This is a genomic window from Paraconexibacter sp., assembly GCF_059438195.1.
Genome location: NZ_JBLKKY010000029.1, coordinates 11415 through 29485 on the forward strand (window position 1 = coordinate 11415; position 18071 = coordinate 29485).

An 18071-nucleotide genomic window follows, 5' to 3' on the forward strand; every position below is an offset into this window, starting at 1 on the left:
GCGGGCGCGGGCATCGTGCGCCGGGGCGGCGTGCGACGTCGCGGCGACGGCATGCGTCGCCGGATCGCCGCACGGTACCGTGGCGCGTCGTGAGCGCGCCCGCATCCTCACCGGCCGTCGAGGTCGACGGCCTCGTGCGGCGCTTCGGCGAGCGGGTCGTCCTCGACCGCCTGTCGCTCACCGTCGAGCCCGGGACGACGCTCGTCGTCTTCGGTCCCAACGGCGCCGGGAAGTCGACGCTGCTGCGCGTCCTCGCCACGCTGCTGCGGCCGCATCGCGGAAAGGTCCGCGTGCTCGGCGAGGACCTTCCCGACCGCGGCTGGGCCGTCCGCGGCCGCATCGGGCTCCTCACCCACGACCCGCTCCTCTACGGCGATCTCAGCGCGCGCGAGAACCTCCGCATCCACGCCCGCCTGCACTCCGTCGACGAGGGACGCATCGACGCCCTCCTCGACGCCGTCGGCCTCCTGCGCCGCGGCGACGACCCCGTCCACACCTTCAGCCGCGGCATGGTGCAGCGCGTCGCCGTGTGCCGCGCCGTCCTCCACGACCCGGAGGTCCTGCTCCTCGACGAGCCGTGGGCGAACCTCGACCCGGCGGCGATCGCCCAGGTCGAGCCGCTCGTCGGCCGCACGAGCGGCCGCACGCGCATCGTCACGAGCCACGACCCGGCCGGCGGGCTGCAGGAGGGCGACGTCGCCCTCGGCCTCCGCGACGGGAAGGCGGCGATCCTGCGGCCCTCGGCCGAGGTCTCGATCGAGGACATCGGGGAGCTCTACGCCGCATGAGCGCGCAGTCCGGCGACCGCCCCGAGCCGCGGCTCACCTCGACGCGCGCCGCCGTCGGGGCGCTCCTGCGCAAGGAGCTGCTCCTCGAGCGCCGCGTCCCGCAGCTCGTCCCCGCGATGGCGCTCTTCAGCGTCGTCACCTTCGTCGTCTTCCACTTCGGCCTGCAGCGCCGGTCGCTCGACGGCGAGCTCGCCGCCGGCGTCCTCGGCGTCACGCTCCTCTTCGCGGGCATGCTCGGCGCGAACCGCCTCTTCGTCGCCGACAAGGAGGAGGGCGGGTTCGACGCGCTCCTCCTCGCGCCGGTCGACCGGACCGCGCTCTTCATCGCGAAGGTCCTCGCGTTCCTGGCGTTCCTCGCGGTCCTCGAGATCGTCATGGTCCCGGCCTTCGCGATCCTCCTGCTCGGCCCGGGGCTCTCGATCGGCGAGATCGGCGAGATCGCGCTCCTCCTCGCGCTCGCCGACATCGGCATCGCGGTCATCGCGACGCTCGTCGGCGCGCTCTCGATCCAGACGCGCGCACGGGACCTCCTCCTGCCGCTCATCGCGCTGCCCCTCCTCGTCCCGGTCATCATCGGGCTCTCGCGCGGCCTCGCGCCCATCCTCGCCGAGGCTGGCGCCGGCGGGATCGAGGGGCGGTGGCTCGCGATCCTCGCGCTTTATGATGTCGTGTTCGGACTGCTCGCCTACGCCGTCTTCGACTTCCTGCTCGAGGACTGAGCCGAGCGGCCGACCACAGTGCGAGGTTCGACCACCATGTACGGCTCACGGCTGCGCCCCCTCTCCGCCCTCACCGTCGTCGCGCTCCTCGGAGCGTTCGCTCTCGCGGCCTGGTACGCGCCGATGGACTCCGACCAGGGCTTCTCGCAGAAGATCATCTACGTCCACGTGCCGCTCGCGATCATCACGCTCTGCGGCTTCGTGTTCGGCGGGATCATGGCGATCAAGCACCTCCGGACCCGCGATCCGCGGTACGACCTCAAGAGCTACACGGCGATCCACCTCGCGCTCGTGTTCGGCACGGGCGCCCTCATCACCGGCATGATCTGGGCGAAGGCGTCGTGGGGCGTGTGGTGGGAGTGGCGCGAGGCGACGCTCGTGAGCTTCCTCATCGTGTTCCTCCTCTACTGCACCTACCAGCCACTGCGGTTCTCGATCGAGGACCCGGAGCGCCAAGCCCGCTACGCGTCGGTCTTCGCGATCACGGCCGGTGCGTTCGTCCCCGTCAACTTCATCGCCGTCCGGCTCGCCGACGCCTACATCCACCCGCGCGTCCTCACGACCTCGGGCAGCGGCCTCACGCCGGAGATGAACGTCGCGTTCTTCTCTGCGATCGTCGCCATGGGCCTCCTCTTCACGACGATCTGGATGGTCGAGATGACGAACAAGCACACGCGCTTCCAGGTCCGCGCCCTCCGGCGCAAGCTCGGCGGCGACGACGTCTCCGTCGGCGGCGGCCGCTCCGCCGCTCCCCGCTACCTCGACGCCCCGGAGGGTTCCGCGTGAACGACGTCCTTCCCGACAACGGCGGCTACGTCGCCGCCGCCTACCTCGTCTTCCTCGCGCTCCTCCTCATCTACCTGGGGATCACGGCCCTCAAGCTCCAGCGTCTCGAGCGCGAGCTCGCCGAGCTCAACGAGCTCGCCGACCGGCAGGCCGAGCAGCGTGACGAGGAGCCCGCCGCCTCGGCGCCCGCCGCGGCCGCGACCGCCGACCGCGACGTCACCGCGGAGCCGCGCGCATGAGCGAGCTGCTCGCCCTCGGGACGTCGTACAAGACCGCGCCGGTCGCGGTCCGGGAGCGCCTCGCGCTCACGACCGGCCAGGGCGACCGCTTCGCGCAGGAGCTCGTCGCGGACGCCGACGTCCGCGAGGCCGTCGCGATCAGCACCTGCAACCGGACCGAGTTCTACCTCGTCGTCGGCGACTCGGTCGCCGCGGAGTCCGCGCTCCTCACGAAGCTCGCCCGCAAGACGGGGATCCGCCCGACGGAGCTCTCGAGCGTCGTCTACGCCCCGCGCAACTGCGACGCGGCCCGCCACCTCTTCCGCGTCACGAGCGGGCTGGAGTCGATGATCGTCGGCGAGGCGGAGATCCAGGGCCAGGTGAAGCAGGCCTACGAGGGCGCGCTCGCCTCGGGCACGACCGGCCCGCTCACCAATCGCGTCTTCACCGCCGCGCTGCAGACCGGCAAGCGCGTCCGCAGCGAGACCGCGATCGGCGAGTCGCGGACGAGCGTGTCCTCGGTCGCCGTCGACCTCGCCCGCGACGCGGTCGGCGGGCTCGAGGGCAAGAACGTCGTCATCGTCGGCGCCGGCGAGACCGCCGAGCTCACCGCGCAGGCGCTGAAGAGCCACGGCGTGAGCACGATCTTCGTCGCGAACCGCCGCGCGAGCCGCGCCCGCGCGCTCGCCGACACCGTCGGCGGGAGCGTCGTCCCGCTCGACGACCTCCCCGAGCACCTCGTGCTCGCCGACGTCGTCCTCGCCGCGACGTCCTCGCCGCACCCGCTCATCGGCGTCGACGAGCTCGAGCTCGTCCTCGGCCAGCGGACCGGCCGCCCGCTCGTCCTCATCGACCTCGCCGTCCCGCGCGACGTGGAGCCGGCGTGCGGCGACCTCCGCGGGGTCACCCTCTTCGACATCGACGACCTCCAGCGCATCGTGGCCGGCAACCTCTCGATCCGCGAGGGCGAGCGCGAGTCCGCGAACGAGATCGTCGAGGAGGAGATCCGGCGGTTCGCCTCCTGGCTCGGGCAGCTCGACGTCCTCCCGACGATCGCCGCGCTCCGTGAGCAGGGCCGCGACGTCGTCGAGACCGTGCTCGCCGAGAACGCCGCCCGGTGGGAGAGCGCGTCGCCGCGCGACCTCGCCCGCGTCGACGCGATCGCGCGCGCGGTCATGCAGCGACTCCTCCACGAGCCGACGCTGCGGCTGAAGGCGCTCGCCGACGCCGACGAGGACCATCCGGGCCACGGGCGGCTCGAGATCGTCCGCGAGCTCTTCGGCCTCGAGTCCGGTGCCCATGGCGGCACCGACGCGCCGGAGGCGCCCGGCGCCGCGGTCGCGGACGTGCGGCCGCTCGAGGACCGCCGCCGCGGCGGCGCGCGACCGTGAGGATCGGCACCCGCGCGAGCGCGCTCGCGCTGGCGCAGACCCGCGGCGTCGCGGCGCAGCTCGCCGACGCCGAGATCGTCGAGGTGACGACGAGCGGCGACCGGGACCGCGCCGCGCCGGACAAGGACAAGTGGGTGCGCGAGCTCGAGCTCGCCCTCCGCGAGGGCCGGATCGACGCGGCGGTCCACTCGGCGAAGGACGTGCCGACCGCGCTCGGACCGGATGTCGTCATCGGCGGCGTCCCCGCCCGCGAGGACCCGCGCGACGCCCTCTGCGGCGCCGCGTCGCTCGACGACCTTCCGGAGGGTGCGCGGGTCGGGACGAGCAGCCTGCGCCGCGCCGCGCTCCTGCGCGCGCAGCGGCCGGACCTCGAGATCGTCGCGGTGCGAGGCAACGTCGACACGCGCCTGCGCCGGCTCGAGGAGGGCGCCGTCGAGGCCCTCGTCCTCGCCTCCGCGGGCCTGCGGCGACTCGGGCGGGCCGAGGCCGCCGACGCCCTCCTCGACCCCGAGGCGTTCGTGCCCGCCGCGGGGCAGGGCTGCCTCGCGCTCGAGTGCCGCAGCGCCGACGAGACGACCTGCGACGCGCTCTCGGCGCTCACGGACCCGGCCGCCGAGCGGGCACTGCGCGCCGAGCGGGCGGTCGTCGCGGCGCTCGGGGCGGACTGCCACAGCGCGGTCGGCGCCTGGGCCTCGGCCGACGACTCCGGGCTCCTGCGGCTCGTCGCCTGGGTCGGCGCGCCCGACGGCAGCGCGTGGGTCCGCGACGAGGTGACGGCGGCGGCGGACGAGGACCCCGAGACGCTCGGGCGGCGGACCGCCGGGCGCCTCATCACCGCGGGGGCGGCGACGCTGCTCGCCGCCGCGACGGCCGAGGGCGCGACCGCGGGCGGACGGCCGACGTGAGCGGAGCCACCCCGGGGACCGTCTACCTCGTCGGGGCCGGCCCCGGCGACATGGGGCTCATGACCCTGCGGGCGGTCGAGCTGCTGGCGACCGCCGACGTCGTGCTCAGCGACAAGCTCGTGCCGGAGAACGCGCTCGACGGCGTGCGGGCGGACGCCGAGATCGTCGACGTCGGGAAGATCGGCGGCGGCAAGCAGGTCCCGCAGGAGGTGACGACCGGTCTCGTCGTCGAGCACGCGCAGGCCGGCCGGAGCGTCGTCCGCCTCAAGGGCGGCGATCCGCTCGTCTTCGGTCGCGGCGGCGAGGAGGCCCAGGCATGCCGCGCCGCCGGGGTGCCCTTCGAGGTCGTCCCGGGCGTCACGGCGGGCGTCGCGGCGCCCGCCTACGCGGGGATCCCCGTGACGCAGCGGGGCCTGTCGCCCGCCGTCGCGTTCGTCACCGGCCACGAGGACCCGGCGAAGCCCGAGACGCAGGTCGACTGGCCGGCGCTCGCCGCGTTCCCGGGCACCCTCGTCTTCTACATGGGCGTGCGCCAGCTCCCCCGCATCAGCGAGCAGCTCATCGCCGGCGGCCGTCGCGCCGAGGAGCCGGCGGCGATCGTCGAGCGGGGCACGCTGCCCGGCCAGCGGTCGCTCGTCGCGACGCTCGCGTCGCTCCCGCAGGCGGCCGCCGACGCCGGGATCCGCGCGCCGGCCATCACGCTCGTCGGCGACGTCGCCGCCCTCGGCGACGAGCTCGGCTGGCTCGACGCCGCGCGGCCGCTCGGCGGCGTGTCGGTCGCGGTCACCCGGGCGCGCGCGCAGGCGAGCGCTCTCGCCGCCCGGCTCCGCGCCCTCGGCGCACGGGTCGTCGAGGCTCCGACGATCCGCACGGTCCCGCTCGACGCCTCGCTGCCGCCGCTCGCCGACGTCGACCTCCTCGTCTTCACCTCGCCCACCGGCGTCGAGCGCACGCTCGACCTCGTCCGCGACGCCCGGGACCTCGCCGGGCCGGAGATCGTCGCGATCGGTCCCGGCACCGCCGCCGCGCTGCGGGCCGGCGGGATCGAGCCCGACGTCGTCCCGGCGCGCTCGGCCTCGGAGGGCGTCATCGAGGCCATCGAGGGACGCGCCATCGCCCGGGCGGTCGTCGTCCGGGCCGAGGCCGGGCGCGAGGTCCTCCTCGACCACCTCCGGGAGCGCGCGGTCGACACGACGCTCGTCGCCCCGTATCGCACCGAGGCGCTGCCGCTGAGCGACGACGTCCGCGAGGCGGCGCTGGGCTGCGACTACGCGCTCTTCGCGTCGGGCTCGTCGGCGCGATCGCTCCACGCGTCGGCCGGCTCGCTCGCGGGCCCGAGGATCATCTCGATCGGTCCCGCCACGAGCGCGGTCCTCGGCGAGCTGGGCGCAGAGGTCGCGGTCGAGGCCGACCCCCACACGCCGGACGGGCTGGTCGACGCCCTCCTGCGGGACGTCGCCACACGTTCCGTCTGAGCGCCGACGCGCCAAGCGAGAACGTTTCCGGGCGACCGTCCAACCCGCGCCGGGCCGCCGCGTTCCCACCCACGGACCGGGACCCCGCTGACCTATCCCGGTCTTTCCCCCCCACGTCCCGCGGCCTTGGAACCTCCGCGCGGGCGTGTCTTGCGGGACCAAAGCGGCCGCGCTCCGGGACTGGACCCTCGGAGCGCGGTCGCTCCCGCTCCTCCGGGCGTCCGCGGCGGCCGTCTAGGATCGCGGCGTGACCACCCCCGTCCTCACGTTCCTCTCCGACTACGGCCTCGAGGACGACTTCGTCGGCGTCTGCCACGGCGTCCTCGCGACCCACGCGCCCGAGGCCAGGGTCATCGACGTCACGCACGGCATCCCGCGCCACGACGTGCGGACCGGCGCGATCGTCCTGCGCCGCGCGCTCCCCTACTTCCCGCCCGGCGTGCATCTCGCGGTCGTCGATCCCGAGGTCGGCACGCAGCGGCGAGCGATCGCCCTGCGCTGCGCCGACGACGACCGCGTCCTCGTCGGCCCGGACAACGGGCTCCTCTCGCTCGCCGGGCAGCGCTTCGGCGGCGTCGTCGAGGCCGTCGACATCACCCGCTCGCCGTTCCGGCTCGAGACCGCGGCCGCGACCTTCCACGGTCGCGACGTCTTCGCACCCGTCGCCGCGGCCGTCGCCGCGGGCCACGACCTCGCCGAGATCGGCGAGCCGCTCGAGCCCGACGAGATCCTCCGTCTCGACATGCCGCTCGCGACCGTCGAGGAGGACACGCTCATCGCGCACGCGATCGCCTTCGACGGGTTCGGCAACGTCATGCTCGACGTCGAGCACGAGGAGCTCACCTGGTCGGGCCTGCGGCTCGGGACGCCCGTGACGGTCAACGGCATCGACGCGCGCTACGCCGTCACCTTCGCCGACGTCGAGCCGGGAGAGCTCATCGTCTACCAGGACGCGTACCGCACCCTCGCGCTCGCGGTCAACCGCGGCTCGGCGCGGGATGCGCTCGGCCTCGCCCACGACGACGAAGTGCGGATCACCGCCTCGTGAGCACGAGGCTCGGGGCACCGCGACTGCATCTCGCCGAGACGACGTCGACGAACGATCGCGCGCGCGAGCTCGCCGCCGCGGGCGCCCCTCACGGCACGCTCGTCACCGCCGGTGCGCAGACCGCCGGGCGCGGCCGCCAGGGCCGCGCCTGGGCGGCCCCGCCGGGGCGCTCGGTGCTCATGAGCGTCGTCCTCCGCGACGCCCCCCTGACGACGCTCCCCCTCGCCGCGGCCGTCGCCGTCGCCGACGTCGCGGGCCCGGACGCGCGCGTCAAGTGGCCCAACGACGTGCTCCTCCCGGGCGCGCACCCCGGGGAGGAGGGGACGGACACCGCCGCGGGGCCCGGCCGCAAGCTCGCGGGGATCCTCTGCGAGGGGCGCCCCCAGGAGGGCTGGGCCATCGTCGGCATCGGCCTCAACGTCGCCGTCGACCTCGCGGACCTCCCTGCCGAGCTCGCCGGGACCGCCGCGACGCTCGGGCGCCCCCCGACCGAGGTCGAGCAGACCCTCCGCGAGCTGCTCGACGCCCTCGAGAGGATCCTGCGGATGGAGCCGGAGGAGCTCCTCGACGCCTGGCGCGCCCGGGACGGGCTGCGGGGCCGTCGGATCCGCTGGGCCGGGGGCGAGGGCACCGCGGACGGCATCGACGGGGAGGGGCGACTCGTCGTCGCCCTCGACCGCGGCGGGCGCACGGCGCTTGACGCGGGGGAGGTCCACCTCGGATCCTCGGAGGCGTGACGACCCCGGGCTCCCGGGTATGCCGGGGGTCCCGACCGCTCCCGAAAGGAGTTCCGCATGAGATTCAGCCGCATCGCACGGCAGGCGAAGAGGATGATCGACAAGCGCGGCGGCACCGACGCGCTCAAGGAGGACGCGCGCGAGCTTCAGGACATCGCGAAGGGGCCCGGCTCGATGCAGGAGAAGGCCAAGCGGGCCAAGGACGCCCTCAAGGAGCCCGGCGCACGCCCGGCCGGCACGCCGCCGCTCGACGAGAGCGAGACCCGCTCGAGCGGGCCGCACGAGGACGACCACTCCCACACGGCCCCGGCGAGCACGGGGAAGACTCCCCCGCCTCGCGCTCCCGGCGCCTAGAGCGCGCGCCGGGACGGCTCGGCGCTCCCCGGTCCCCGGGGACGCGCGCCGGTCACTCGTCGTCGCGGGTGGCGGCGGCCTCGGCGGCGGCCTCCGCCTTGCGGCGCTCGGCGTTGGCCTTCCGCGTCGCCGCCGCCTTCTTCGCGGCGGCCGAGCGCTTCGCGCGGAGCGCCTCCGCGGCGGCCTGAGCCTCGGGATCGTCGGCCGGCGCGTCCGTCGCCGGAGCCTTCTCCACGCTGCGCTTCTTCGCCGGCGCGTCCTCGCCGGCGGCCTTCTTCGCCGACGCCCTCCTGGCGGGGGCCTTCTTCGCCGTCGGCGCCGTCTCCGCGCCGGCCGCGGCCGTCTCGTCGACGGGGGCCGCCTCGCCGCCGTCGGGCGTCGGATCGGCGGGGGTGGGAGCGTCGGGCGCTGCCGCGCGCTTCGCGCGCCGCCTCCGGCGCGACCGCGACCGCGACGTCGCGGGGTCGCCGCCGTTGTCGGAGCCCGCAGCCTCCGCGACCGCGTCCGGCGCGCCGGCGGACTCGCCCGCGTCGGTCCGCCCGGGCAGGAGCGCCGCGGCGTCCGCGATCTCCGCCGCGGCGTCGACCGGCGGCGACTCGGGCGCGCGCGACTCGGGCGCCTGCGCCTGCTCGTCGCCCGTCGGCCCGCCGGACTCCTGGGTCTCGACCACCTGCTGCTGCTTCGCCTTCTCCGCCTCGCGGGCCGCCTTGCTCTTCTTGCGACGCCGGCGCCCGCGCTTCGCCTTCGGGAAGTTGCGCAGGAGCTCGCGCGAGAGGGCGCTCGGCTTGCGCGACATCCGCGTGCGGGCGTCGCGGAGGACGGACTCCGCCTCGGGGGTGTGGGCGACGGCGGCAGCGAGGATCGCCGCGCTCAGCCGCCGGTCCTTGTTGCGCGCGGCGTGGACGAGCCGCCGGGCGTTGCGGGCGTGCGCGCCGCCGGAGGAGTTGACGAGGAGCCCGAGGAGGCGCTTCGTCTCCGGCCAGCGCTGGACGGCGTACTCCTCGTGCAGCTCCCGCGTGTACTCGGCGATCCGCCAGATCCACGCGTTCGCCTGGTCGCGACGGCCGATGCGCTTCTCCGCGAGCGCCTGGAGGAGGACCTTCGACCCCTCGCGGCGCTCGTCGCGCGGCCAGGTCCCGATGACCTCGTGGGCGCGGTCGAACGCCTCGGGGTCCCGCGCAGCGGCGATCTCCTGGAGGGCGCGGATGCGGAGCTGCGAGTTGCGGTTGCGCTCCACCGCGGTGATGAGGAAGCGGCGCTTCAGCTCGCCGCTCTTGTCGAAGTGGAGCATCGCCCGCGCGCGGCGCCAGCCGCTCGGCGCGACGCGGGCCCCGGCGAGGGCGGCCCACATGTGCTGCTCGCCCCAGTCGAGGTACTCGACAGCGATCCGCCAGAGCTCCCGCTCGAAGACCTCGTGCCGGCGCTCCTCCTCGGCGCAGACCGGGATGACGCGCCGCTCGACCCGCACCCGGCGGCCGCGGCCGCGGCGGACCGGGCCGACGACGATCGCGCCGCCGCGGTAGACGTCGCGGTCGAGGAGCGAGTGGAGCGTGACGACCGGGTCGTCGTGGCGCGTCGCCGGGTGGACGAAGTCGACGACGACGCCCGCCTCCTTGCCGGGGTGGCGGCGCGTGACGCGGCCGACCCGCTGCTGGTAGATGCGCTTCGACGCGGTCGGCGCGAGGTGCATGCAGACCGTCGCGCGCGGGGAGTTCCAGCCCTCGGCGAGGAGCTGCGCGTTGACGAGGACGTCGATGTCGCCCTGCTCGTAGCGGGCGAGGATCTCGGCGAGCTCGCGCTTCGGCGTCTCGCCCGACACCGCCTCCGCCTTGATCCCCTCCTCCCGGAACGCCTCCGCCACGTTGTAGGCGTGCTTCACGCCGGCGGCGTAGACGACGCCCGGGACGCCGTTGAATCGGGTCTTGTAGAGGTCGGCGATCGCGATGTTGAACGGGTGCTGATCGAGGAGCTCGGCCAGCATCTCCTGATCGAACTCCATGTCGACGTCGCCCTTGCGGAGCGGCACCTTCGCGATGTTGCGGACGCCGGTGCCGGGCGGGATGCGCAGGCAACGCAGCGGGGCGATGACGCCGCGCCGCGCCGCCTGGGCGAGGTCGAAGCGCGAGGTCTGCGTCGGGAAGAGGTCGGTGACGTGGCGCGCGATGAGCGCGCCCGTCGCGGTCATGCCGATGAAGACGGGGCCGGTCCACTCGCGGATCGCCGCCGAGGTCTTCTCGCCCAGCGCGGTGTGCGCCTCGTCGCAGATGACGATCGTGTAGGCGGGTGAGATGCGACCGGCGTTGCGGACGAACCACTGGTAGGTCTCGACGGTGACCGGCCCGTCGGCGCGGTCGATGCCCTCGCCGTCGAGGAGCGGCTCGGACTCGCGGTCGCCGTACCCGCGGGTGCGGAGCTCGCCGAGGAACTGGTCGACGAGGTTGCGGCGGTGGGTGAGGATGAGGACGCCGCCCGTCCTCGACGCGGCGACGAAGCCCATCGCCGCGACCGTCTTGCCCGCTCCGGTCGCGTGCTCGAACCAGAAGCGCTTGTGGGCGTTCGGGTCGTCCTCGATGCCCTCCGCGACGTCCTCGTCGATGTCGGCCGTCGTCGTGTCGGAGTCGTCGTCCTCGTCCTCGTCCTCGCCGTTCTCCTCCTCGTCGAACGCGTACTCCTCGTCGATCTCGTACGAGGCGAGCTCCTCCTCGAGGGCCTTGGCCTCGGCGGCCGCCTCGGGGTCCTCCTCCTCGTCGACCGCGAACACCGGCGCGGCGGCCGGCGTGAGGTGGTCGTCCTCGGCCTCCTCGCGGTCGGAGCGCTGCGCCTGCGCGAGCAGCCCGGTGAGCGTGCCGGCGAGGGCGTCGACCTGGTGGGGGTTGAGGAGCGTCCCGTCGGCGAGCTTCGGCTCGTCGTCGGAGAGGACGCGCTCGAGGCCGAGCAGCAGCGAGTAGCGGCGCCGCCACTTCGTCGAGGGCACCGCGAGGCCGGCGTCGAGCTCCGTGAGCGCGCGGTCGAGGGCGCGCCGGCGCGCGGTGCCGGCCGCGAGCGCGACGGCCGGGTCCTCGCCGTCGTAGAGGAAGCGCTCACGGGTGAACGCCTCCGCTTGCTCCATGCGCGCGGGATCCGGAAGTGCAGCGGCCTCGACGGCCACGGTCGTGGAATCAGCCATGCGGCTCGAGTGTCGAACGCGGTCGCGGAGGACGAACGTCGCGCGACCGAAAGGGTCCGGGAACCACCCCGGGGACGAGAGGCGGAAGCATGCAGGACCGTGCTCCTCGCCTCGTGCTACGACGGACCATAGCGCACCAGCGTCCGGATGCAGCCCGTTCTGCGACGATGCGCCCATGCGGAAGGGGATCGTCACCGCGGTCGCGACGATCGGCGTCGTCGCCGCGATCGTCGTCGGCCTCTCCCAGGCGGGGACGACGAACGAGCCTCCCGTCTCCGCGGCGCCGACGGCGGCCGAGACGGCCGACGCACTCCGGGGGGCGCCTGCGCCGCTCGCCGCGCTCCACGCGCAGTCGGGCGAGCGGCTCGACGGCGGACCCGACGCGTTCCGCGACCGCCTCGACGATCTCCGCGGCCACCCGGTCGTCGTCAACAAGTGGGCCTCGTGGTGCGGCCCGTGTCGCGCGGAGTTCCCCTTCTTCCAGCGCCTCTCCGTCGAGCTCGGGAAGGACGTCGCGTTCCTCGGCCTCAACTCCGGCGACAGCGACGACGACGCGCGCGCGTTCCTCGACGAGCTCCCGGTGAGCTTCCCGCACTACGTCGACCCCAACGAGAAGATCGCCGTCGACATCGGCGCGAGCTCGGCCTACCCGGTGACCGTCTTCTACGACGCCTCCGGCGAGCAGACCTTCGTGCACCAGGGCGGATATCCCACCGAGGCGGCGCTGCGCGAGGACATCGAGCGCTACGCGCTCGGCGGGGACTCCCCCTGAGCCACGCTCCCGGCGCTAGATTCGCGCGGTCATGACCGCGCTCCCCTCGGCCGTGTCCACCCTCGGCGCCCGCGCAGGACGCGTCGCGACCCGGCTCGGTCACGAGGCCTACTACGCCGGCGTCTGCGCGCGGGCCGGGCTCATCCACCTCGAGCCCCCGCACAAGACCGCGCGGCTCCTCTCCGAGCTCGCGCGCTACGGGCCGGTCGGAGGAGCGCTGGCCGCGGCGGCCCGCCGGAGCCCCGACCGCGTCGGGATCGCCGACGAGCGCGGCGAGATGACCTACGGCGAGCTCGACGCCGCCGTCAACGCGGTCGCGAACGACTGGCTCGACCGCGGGCTGCGCGCCGGGGACGGCGTCGCGATCCTCGCCCGCAACCACCGCGGGTTCATGATCGCGCTCTGCGCCGCAGCGAAGGTCGGCGCCCGCATCATCCTCCTCAACACCGACTTCGCCGGTCCGCAGATCCGCGAGGTCGCGGGACGCGAGGGCACGGACCTCCTCGTCCACGACGACGAGTACAGCGCGTTCCTCGAGGGTCTCGAGCCCCGGCTCGGACGGGTGCGCGCGTGGACCGACGAGCCGGCCGAGGACACCCTCGAGGCGCTCGCCGCCGGGGGCTCGCCTGCGCCTCCGCCGAAGGCCGGCGGCGCGGCCAAGATCATCGTCCTCACGAGCGGGACGACCGGGACGCCGAAGGGCGCCCCGCGGGCGACGCCGCGCTCGCTCATGGCCCCGGGCTCGCTCTTCAGCAAGGTGCCGTTCCGCGCCCGTGAGACGACGGTCATGGGGCCGCCGCTCTTCCACGCCCTCGGCCTCGCGCACGCCGTCGCCGCGCTCGGCTTCGAGTCGACGCTCGTCCTGCGCCGGCGCTTCGACGCGCGGACGTTCCTCGACGACGTCGCGCGTCACCGCGCGACCGCCGCGATCGTCGTGCCGATCATGCTCACGCGGCTCCTCGAGCTGGCGCCGCAGGAGCGCGCGCGCCACGACCTCTCCGCGCTGAGGATCATCTTCGTCGGGGGGTCGCAGCTCGGCGGCGATCTCTGCCGCCGGACGATGGACGCCTTCGGCCCGGTCGTCTACAACCTCTACGGCTCGACCGAGGTCGCCTACGCGACGATCGCGACCCCGGAGGACCTCCGCGCCGCGCCGGACTGCGTCGGCCGGCCGCCCCGGGGCACGACCCTCCGCCTCTACGACGCCGACGGCGCGCGGATCGACGGACCGGGCGTCACGGGGCGGATCTTCGTCAACAACGGCTTCGCCTTCGAGGGCTACACGGGAGGCGGGTCGAAGGAGGTCATCGACGGCCTCATGTCGACGGGCGACGTCGGGCACTTCGACGAGGGCGGACGTCTCTTCATCGACGGCCGCGACGACGACATGATCGTCTCCGGCGGCGAGAACGTCTTCCCCGGCGAGATCGAGGAGCTCCTCCTCGACCACCCGGCGATCGCCGAGGCCTCGGTCGTCGGGGTCGACGACGAGACGTTCGGCAAGCGCCTGCGCGCCTTCGTCGCCCTCATGCCCGGCGAGACCCTCGACGAGGACGCGGTCAAGGCCCACGTGAAGGAGAACCTCGCGCGCTACAAGGTGCCGCGCGACGTCGTGTTCCTCGACACGCTCCCGCGCAACCCGACGGGCAAGGTCCTCAAGCGCGTCCTCGCCGAGAGGCCGTAGGCGCCCGGCCGGGTGTCGAGGCCGACCCACGCGGCAATATCCGATCCGTGGCTCTCCGCCTCTACCGCGCGCTCGGCGCGGACCTCCCGCTCGGCGACCCGGCCCGCGCGCACGGCGTCGCCATGGAGGGCTACTTCTGGCGGCTGAGCGACCCGCGCAGCGCGCGGGTCCTCGTCGCGCTCTGCGGCATCCACCGCACCGCCGACGGCCGGACGTGGGCGAACGTCGCCCTCGCCGCGCATCCCGGGGACGTGTGCGAGTCGGCCGACCTCCCCGGCGGCCGCGCCGACCCCCGCGCGCTCGGCGTCACCGCCGGCGACGGGGCCTTCGAGGCCGGGCCGCGGCACGTCCGCGCCGCGCTCGGCGACGCCGCGCTCGACCTGCGGCTCCACGACGCGCGCCCGTGGACGCGGCGGCCCTACGGCGGCCTCGGGCTCGGGCACGCCGTGCCCGGCCTCAGCCAGTACTGGCACCCGCACGTCCTCGGCGCGCGGGCGACGGGGACGGCCCGGCTCGGCGGCGAGACGATCGACCTCGACGGCTTCGACGTCTACGCCGAGAAGAACTGGGGCCGTGACGGGTTCCCCTCCGACTGGTGGTGGGGGCAGGCGAGCGCCTTCGGCGACGAGGACGCGTGCGTCGCCTTCGCCGGCGGCGAGGTGCGGCTCGGTCCCGTCCGCACGACGGCGAGCGCGATCGTCGTGCGACACGGAGGCACGCTCGTCCGCCTCGGCGACCCTCTCCTGTCGCCCGCCCGCGTCGACCTCGCGGACGGCCGCTGGCGCCTGCACGCCCGCGGACCGCTGTGGGAGGCGCTCGTCGAGGCGCACGCCGACACCGCCGACGCGCACGTCCTCCCCGTGCCCGTGCCGGCGGCCGAGCGCTGCGAGCCCGCGGCCGTCCAGCACTTCGCCGGGGACCTCCACGTCGTCCTGCGCCGCCGCGGCCAGGTCGTCCTCGACGCGCGGTCGCCACTCGCCGGGCTCGAGCGCGGCGGACGCGAGAACGCCGCTCGCGAGCTCGCCCGCCGCGCCGAGGCCGCCACGGACCCCGTCGGCCCGGCGGCGCGATGAGCGCGCCGGACCTCGACGCGTGGGTCGGCGACCCGGTCATCCGCACGCGCCACTCCCGCAGCGCGCGGGCCGACGCCGACGCGCTGTGGGACGCGGCGACGGGGATCCGGCTCGACGAGACGCGCACGCTCCGCCGCCTCGTCCAGTGGCGGATCCCCGGCACCCCTTCCGACCTGCGATTCAGGGACCTGCTCTCCTCGGCGCCGTTCGCGGTGCTGGACGAGGGCGAGCGGTGGTCGGTCTCGGGGCTGTGCGGCCGGATCTGGACGACCGCCGTCGACTACCCCGAGGTCGACGCGGCGGGGTTCCGCGAGTGGGACGAGCCGGGGACGGTGCGCGTCGCGTTCGCGCATTGGGTCGCGCCCGCGGACGACGGCCGCTGCGTCCTCCACAGCGAGGCCCGGGTCGAACCGGTCGACCGCGGGGCGCGTTGGGCTCTGCGGTCGCTGTGGGTCGCGATCGGCCCGTTCGAGCGGCTCATCGGCGCAGAGCCGCTCGCCCTGGCGGCGCGGCGCGCAGAACGCTGACGGCGACGCGTAGGGTGCCGGTGTGCCCGAGATCCGCGTCGACCCCCTCACCGGCCTGCGCACGATCATCGCCCCGGAGCGCGCCGAGCGCGGCGGAGCCGGGACGGACGGCCGCGTCGCGCCGGTCCCGCCGATCGACCCCGCCGACGACCCGTTCGCCGAGGGTCACGAGGACCGCACCCCGGCCGAGATCCTCGCGACCGGCCGGCCCGAGGGCGCGCCGGCGGACGGGCCGGGATGGGCGGTGCGGGTCGTCCCCAACGCCTACCCCGCGATCGTGCCGGAGCCGCCGGAGCCGCCGCCGAGCGCGAAGCCGCAGCTCTTCACGGCCCTCCCCGCGGGCGGCAGCCACGAGGTCGTCATCCACTCCCCGCGCCCGGTGACGTGCCTCGCCGAGCTGGAGGCCGGCGAGGTCGACGCCGCCGTCGAGGCGTGGCGGGAGCGGATGCGGGCGCACGCGGACGCCGCGTACGTCCACGTCCACGTCAACGAGCGCCCGGAGGGCGGCGCATCGCGCGCGCACAGCCACGCCCAGCTCATGGCGCTCGACTTCGTGCCGGCGCTCGTCGCTCGGGAGCGCGAGCGCTTCGGCGCCTACGCGACGCAGACGATGGGCGGCGACCTCCTCGCCGACCTCCTCCAGGAGGAGGTGCGGATGCGCGAGCGCGTCGTCGCCTACGACGACGAGGCGGTCCTCCTCGCCCCCTACGCCTCCCGGGCGCCGTACCAGCTCATGGTCGTCCCGCGCACGTCCCGGAAGGCGTTCGAGGCCGACGGCCCGTCGGGGGCGGCGATGCTCCACGAGGGGCTGCGTCGACTCGCGACGCGGTTCGGGGCGCCGCCGCCGGCGACGATCTGGGTGCGCACGGCGCCGCAGGGCGCCGAGCGCTTCTGCTGGCACATCGACGTCCTCCCGCGACTCACGCCGCTCGCGGGTCTCGAGCTCGGCACGGGCGTCCATCTCAACGTCGTCGCGCCCGAGACGGCGGCGGCCGAACTGCGCGACGCGTCGCGCCCCTGACCCGGCGCGGTGCTGCTCGTCGTCCTCGGCATCGTCGTCTCCACCGGGGTCGGCGTCGCCGCCGAGCAGCGATGGCACGACGCCGCGATCGCGGCCGCCGACCGCGCGATCCGCTTCATCCTCTACGCGCTGCTCCCCTTCGTCACGTTCTTCGCGGTCGCCCGACTCGAGCTGACCGCCGGGATCGGGGTCGGGCTCCTCCTCGGCTACCTCGAGCTCGCCGCGGTCGGTACCGCGGCCTGGCTCATCGCGCGCCGCGTCCTCCACCTCGGGGACGCGGGCACCGGCGCCGTCGTGATCGCGACCGTCGTGACGAACACCGGCTTCCTCGGCATCCCGCTCGCGGCGGCGATCTTCGGGCGCGACGCGATCGCGACCGCCGTCACCTGGGACCTCTCGATCAGCGCGCCGATGCTCCTCGTCGTCGGGTTCGGCATCGGCGCGGCCCTCGGGACGAAGGCCGGCGAGACGCCGCGCGAGCGGGCCCGCGCGTTCGTCATGCGCAACCCGCCGCTCCTCGCGCTCGCCGCCGCGCTCGCCGCGCCGGACGCCCTCGCGCCGCAGGTGCTCGCGGACATCGCCCAGTACGCGGTCGTCGCGCTCCTCCCGGTCGGGTTCTTCATCCTCGGCGTCCACCTGCGGCAGGAGGCCGACGACGGGACGATCCGGTTCCCGCCGCCGCTCACCGCGCCGGTCGCCGTCGTCCTGGGCCTTCGCGTCGTCGCCGCACCGGCGCTCTTCGCCGCGGGCGCGCTCGCCGTCCGCGGCCTCGCCGACGTCGACGTCCCCGACGCCTACTACACGCAAGCCGGGATGGCCTCCGGCATCAACGGCCTCGTCGTCGCCCACGTGTACGGGCTCGACCTGCGGATCGCCGCCGGCGCCGTCGCCTGGACGACGGCCGTCGTCGTCGCGGCGGCGCTCGTCGTCGCGGGCGTGACGTAGGCGCGCGGGGCTCTGCGAGGATCCGCGCCCATGCGCGCCCTCGTCCAGCGGGTCTCCCGCGCCTCGGTGCGGGTCGACGGCGAGACCATCGGCGAGATCGGGCCGGGTCTCCTCGTCCTGCTCGGCGTGACGCACGGCGACGACGACCGGATCGCGGACCGCGTCGCCGAGAAGGTCCGCGCCCTTCGCGTGTTCCCCGACGCCGACGGCCGGATGAACGAGCCGCTCGGGGACCGCGAGGTCCTCGTCATCAGCCAGTTCACGCTCTACGGGGACACGCGGAAGGGGACGCGCCCGTCGTACGTCGGCGCAGCGCCGCCCGAGCTCGCCGAGCCGCTCTACGAGCGCGTCGCCGACGCCCTCGACGCGCCCCGCGGCGTCTTCGGCGCGCACATGGAGGTCGAGTCGGTCAACGACGGCCCGGTGACGCTCATGATCGAGGTCGCCCCGAGCGCGTGACGG

General features: G+C 75.2%; 18 protein-coding genes. 17 read left to right on the top strand and 1 reads right to left on the bottom strand.

From position 1 onward, the window contains the following. Positions 1 to 89: 89 nt before the first annotated feature. The 10 genes from ACME2J_RS11455 to ACME2J_RS11500 all read left to right on the top strand — a co-directional run bounded on the left by ACME2J_RS11455 (position 90) and on the right by ACME2J_RS11500 (position 8421). Positions 90 to 788, top strand: a complete 699-nt coding sequence (locus ACME2J_RS11455; protein WP_495545046.1) for an ABC transporter ATP-binding protein — start codon at positions 90 to 92, stop codon at positions 786 to 788. Then, the gene (locus ACME2J_RS11460; RefSeq protein WP_495545047.1) at positions 785 to 1507 is read left to right on the top strand and encodes a heme exporter protein CcmB; all 723 of its coding nucleotides are present in this window, start codon (positions 785 to 787) and stop codon (positions 1505 to 1507) included. Before ACME2J_RS11455 ends, ACME2J_RS11460 begins: the two co-directional genes overlap by 4 nt. Positions 1508 to 1543: 36 nt before the next feature. Then, complete coding sequence (locus ACME2J_RS11465) at positions 1544 to 2293, top strand: cytochrome c biogenesis protein (RefSeq protein ID WP_495545048.1); 750 nt, start codon at positions 1544 to 1546, stop codon at positions 2291 to 2293. Then, on the top strand, positions 2290 to 2532 hold the full coding sequence (locus ACME2J_RS11470) for a hypothetical protein (protein WP_495545049.1): 243 nt from the start codon (positions 2290 to 2292) through the stop codon (positions 2530 to 2532). Before ACME2J_RS11465 ends, ACME2J_RS11470 begins: the two co-directional genes overlap by 4 nt. Next, the gene (hemA, locus tag ACME2J_RS11475) at positions 2529 to 3902 is read left to right on the top strand and encodes a glutamyl-tRNA reductase (protein WP_495545050.1); all 1374 of its coding nucleotides are present in this window, start codon (positions 2529 to 2531) and stop codon (positions 3900 to 3902) included. The genes ACME2J_RS11470 and hemA overlap by 4 nt, the downstream gene beginning before the upstream one ends. Next, the gene (hemC, locus tag ACME2J_RS11480) at positions 3899 to 4807 is read left to right on the top strand and encodes a hydroxymethylbilane synthase (RefSeq protein WP_495545051.1); all 909 of its coding nucleotides are present in this window, start codon (positions 3899 to 3901) and stop codon (positions 4805 to 4807) included. The genes hemA and hemC overlap by 4 nt, the downstream gene beginning before the upstream one ends. After that, the gene (cobA, locus tag ACME2J_RS11485) at positions 4804 to 6282 is read left to right on the top strand and encodes a uroporphyrinogen-III C-methyltransferase (protein WP_495545052.1); all 1479 of its coding nucleotides are present in this window, start codon (positions 4804 to 4806) and stop codon (positions 6280 to 6282) included. Before hemC ends, cobA begins: the two co-directional genes overlap by 4 nt. Positions 6283 to 6529: 247 nt before the next feature. Beyond that, the gene (locus tag ACME2J_RS11490) at positions 6530 to 7330 is read left to right on the top strand and encodes an SAM hydrolase/SAM-dependent halogenase family protein (RefSeq protein WP_495545053.1); all 801 of its coding nucleotides are present in this window, start codon (positions 6530 to 6532) and stop codon (positions 7328 to 7330) included. Next, on the top strand, positions 7327 to 8067 hold the full coding sequence (locus ACME2J_RS11495) for a biotin--[acetyl-CoA-carboxylase] ligase (protein WP_495545054.1): 741 nt from the start codon (positions 7327 to 7329) through the stop codon (positions 8065 to 8067). The genes ACME2J_RS11490 and ACME2J_RS11495 overlap by 4 nt, the downstream gene beginning before the upstream one ends. A gap of 57 nt (positions 8068 to 8124) precedes the next feature. After that, complete coding sequence (locus ACME2J_RS11500) at positions 8125 to 8421, top strand: hypothetical protein (RefSeq protein ID WP_495545055.1); 297 nt, start codon at positions 8125 to 8127, stop codon at positions 8419 to 8421. 52 nt (positions 8422 to 8473) lie between these two features. On the opposite strand, the gene ACME2J_RS11505 is transcribed toward ACME2J_RS11500, so the two are convergent. Then, positions 8474 to 11587 (bottom strand): DEAD/DEAH box helicase, encoded by a 3114-nt coding sequence (locus ACME2J_RS11505; RefSeq protein WP_495545056.1) that lies wholly within the window; start codon positions 11585 to 11587, stop codon positions 8474 to 8476. A 175-nt stretch (positions 11588 to 11762) separates the two neighbouring features. Between ACME2J_RS11505 and ACME2J_RS11510 the strand changes: the two genes are divergently transcribed. From ACME2J_RS11510 to dtd, 7 genes are read left to right on the top strand one after another with little or no spacing between them, the layout of a single operon-like run. Further along, on the top strand, positions 11763 to 12359 hold the full coding sequence (locus ACME2J_RS11510) for a TlpA family protein disulfide reductase (RefSeq protein WP_495545057.1): 597 nt from the start codon (positions 11763 to 11765) through the stop codon (positions 12357 to 12359). A gap of 31 nt (positions 12360 to 12390) precedes the next feature. Then, positions 12391 to 14043, top strand: coding sequence for an acyl-CoA synthetase (locus tag ACME2J_RS11515; RefSeq protein ID WP_495545058.1), 1653 nt, complete (start codon positions 12391 to 12393; stop codon positions 14041 to 14043). Positions 14044 to 14090: 47 nt separating this feature from the next. Next, positions 14091 to 15116 (top strand): tocopherol cyclase family protein, encoded by a 1026-nt coding sequence (locus ACME2J_RS11520; RefSeq protein WP_495545059.1) that lies wholly within the window; start codon positions 14091 to 14093, stop codon positions 15114 to 15116. Further along, entirely contained in the window at positions 15113 to 15643 is a 531-nt protein-coding gene (locus ACME2J_RS11525; protein ID WP_495545060.1) for a hypothetical protein, read from the top strand. The genes ACME2J_RS11520 and ACME2J_RS11525 overlap by 4 nt, the downstream gene beginning before the upstream one ends. A 22-nt stretch (positions 15644 to 15665) precedes the next feature. After that, positions 15666 to 16664 (top strand): galactose-1-phosphate uridylyltransferase, encoded by a 999-nt coding sequence (locus tag ACME2J_RS11530; RefSeq protein ID WP_495545061.1) that lies wholly within the window; start codon positions 15666 to 15668, stop codon positions 16662 to 16664. A gap of 9 nt (positions 16665 to 16673) precedes the next feature. Beyond that, positions 16674 to 17609, top strand: coding sequence for an AEC family transporter (locus tag ACME2J_RS11535; protein WP_495545062.1), 936 nt, complete (start codon positions 16674 to 16676; stop codon positions 17607 to 17609). A 30-nt stretch (positions 17610 to 17639) separates the two neighbouring features. Further along, positions 17640 to 18068, top strand: coding sequence for a D-aminoacyl-tRNA deacylase (gene dtd, locus ACME2J_RS11540; RefSeq protein WP_495545063.1), 429 nt, complete (start codon positions 17640 to 17642; stop codon positions 18066 to 18068). Positions 18069 to 18071 lie beyond the last annotated feature (3 nt).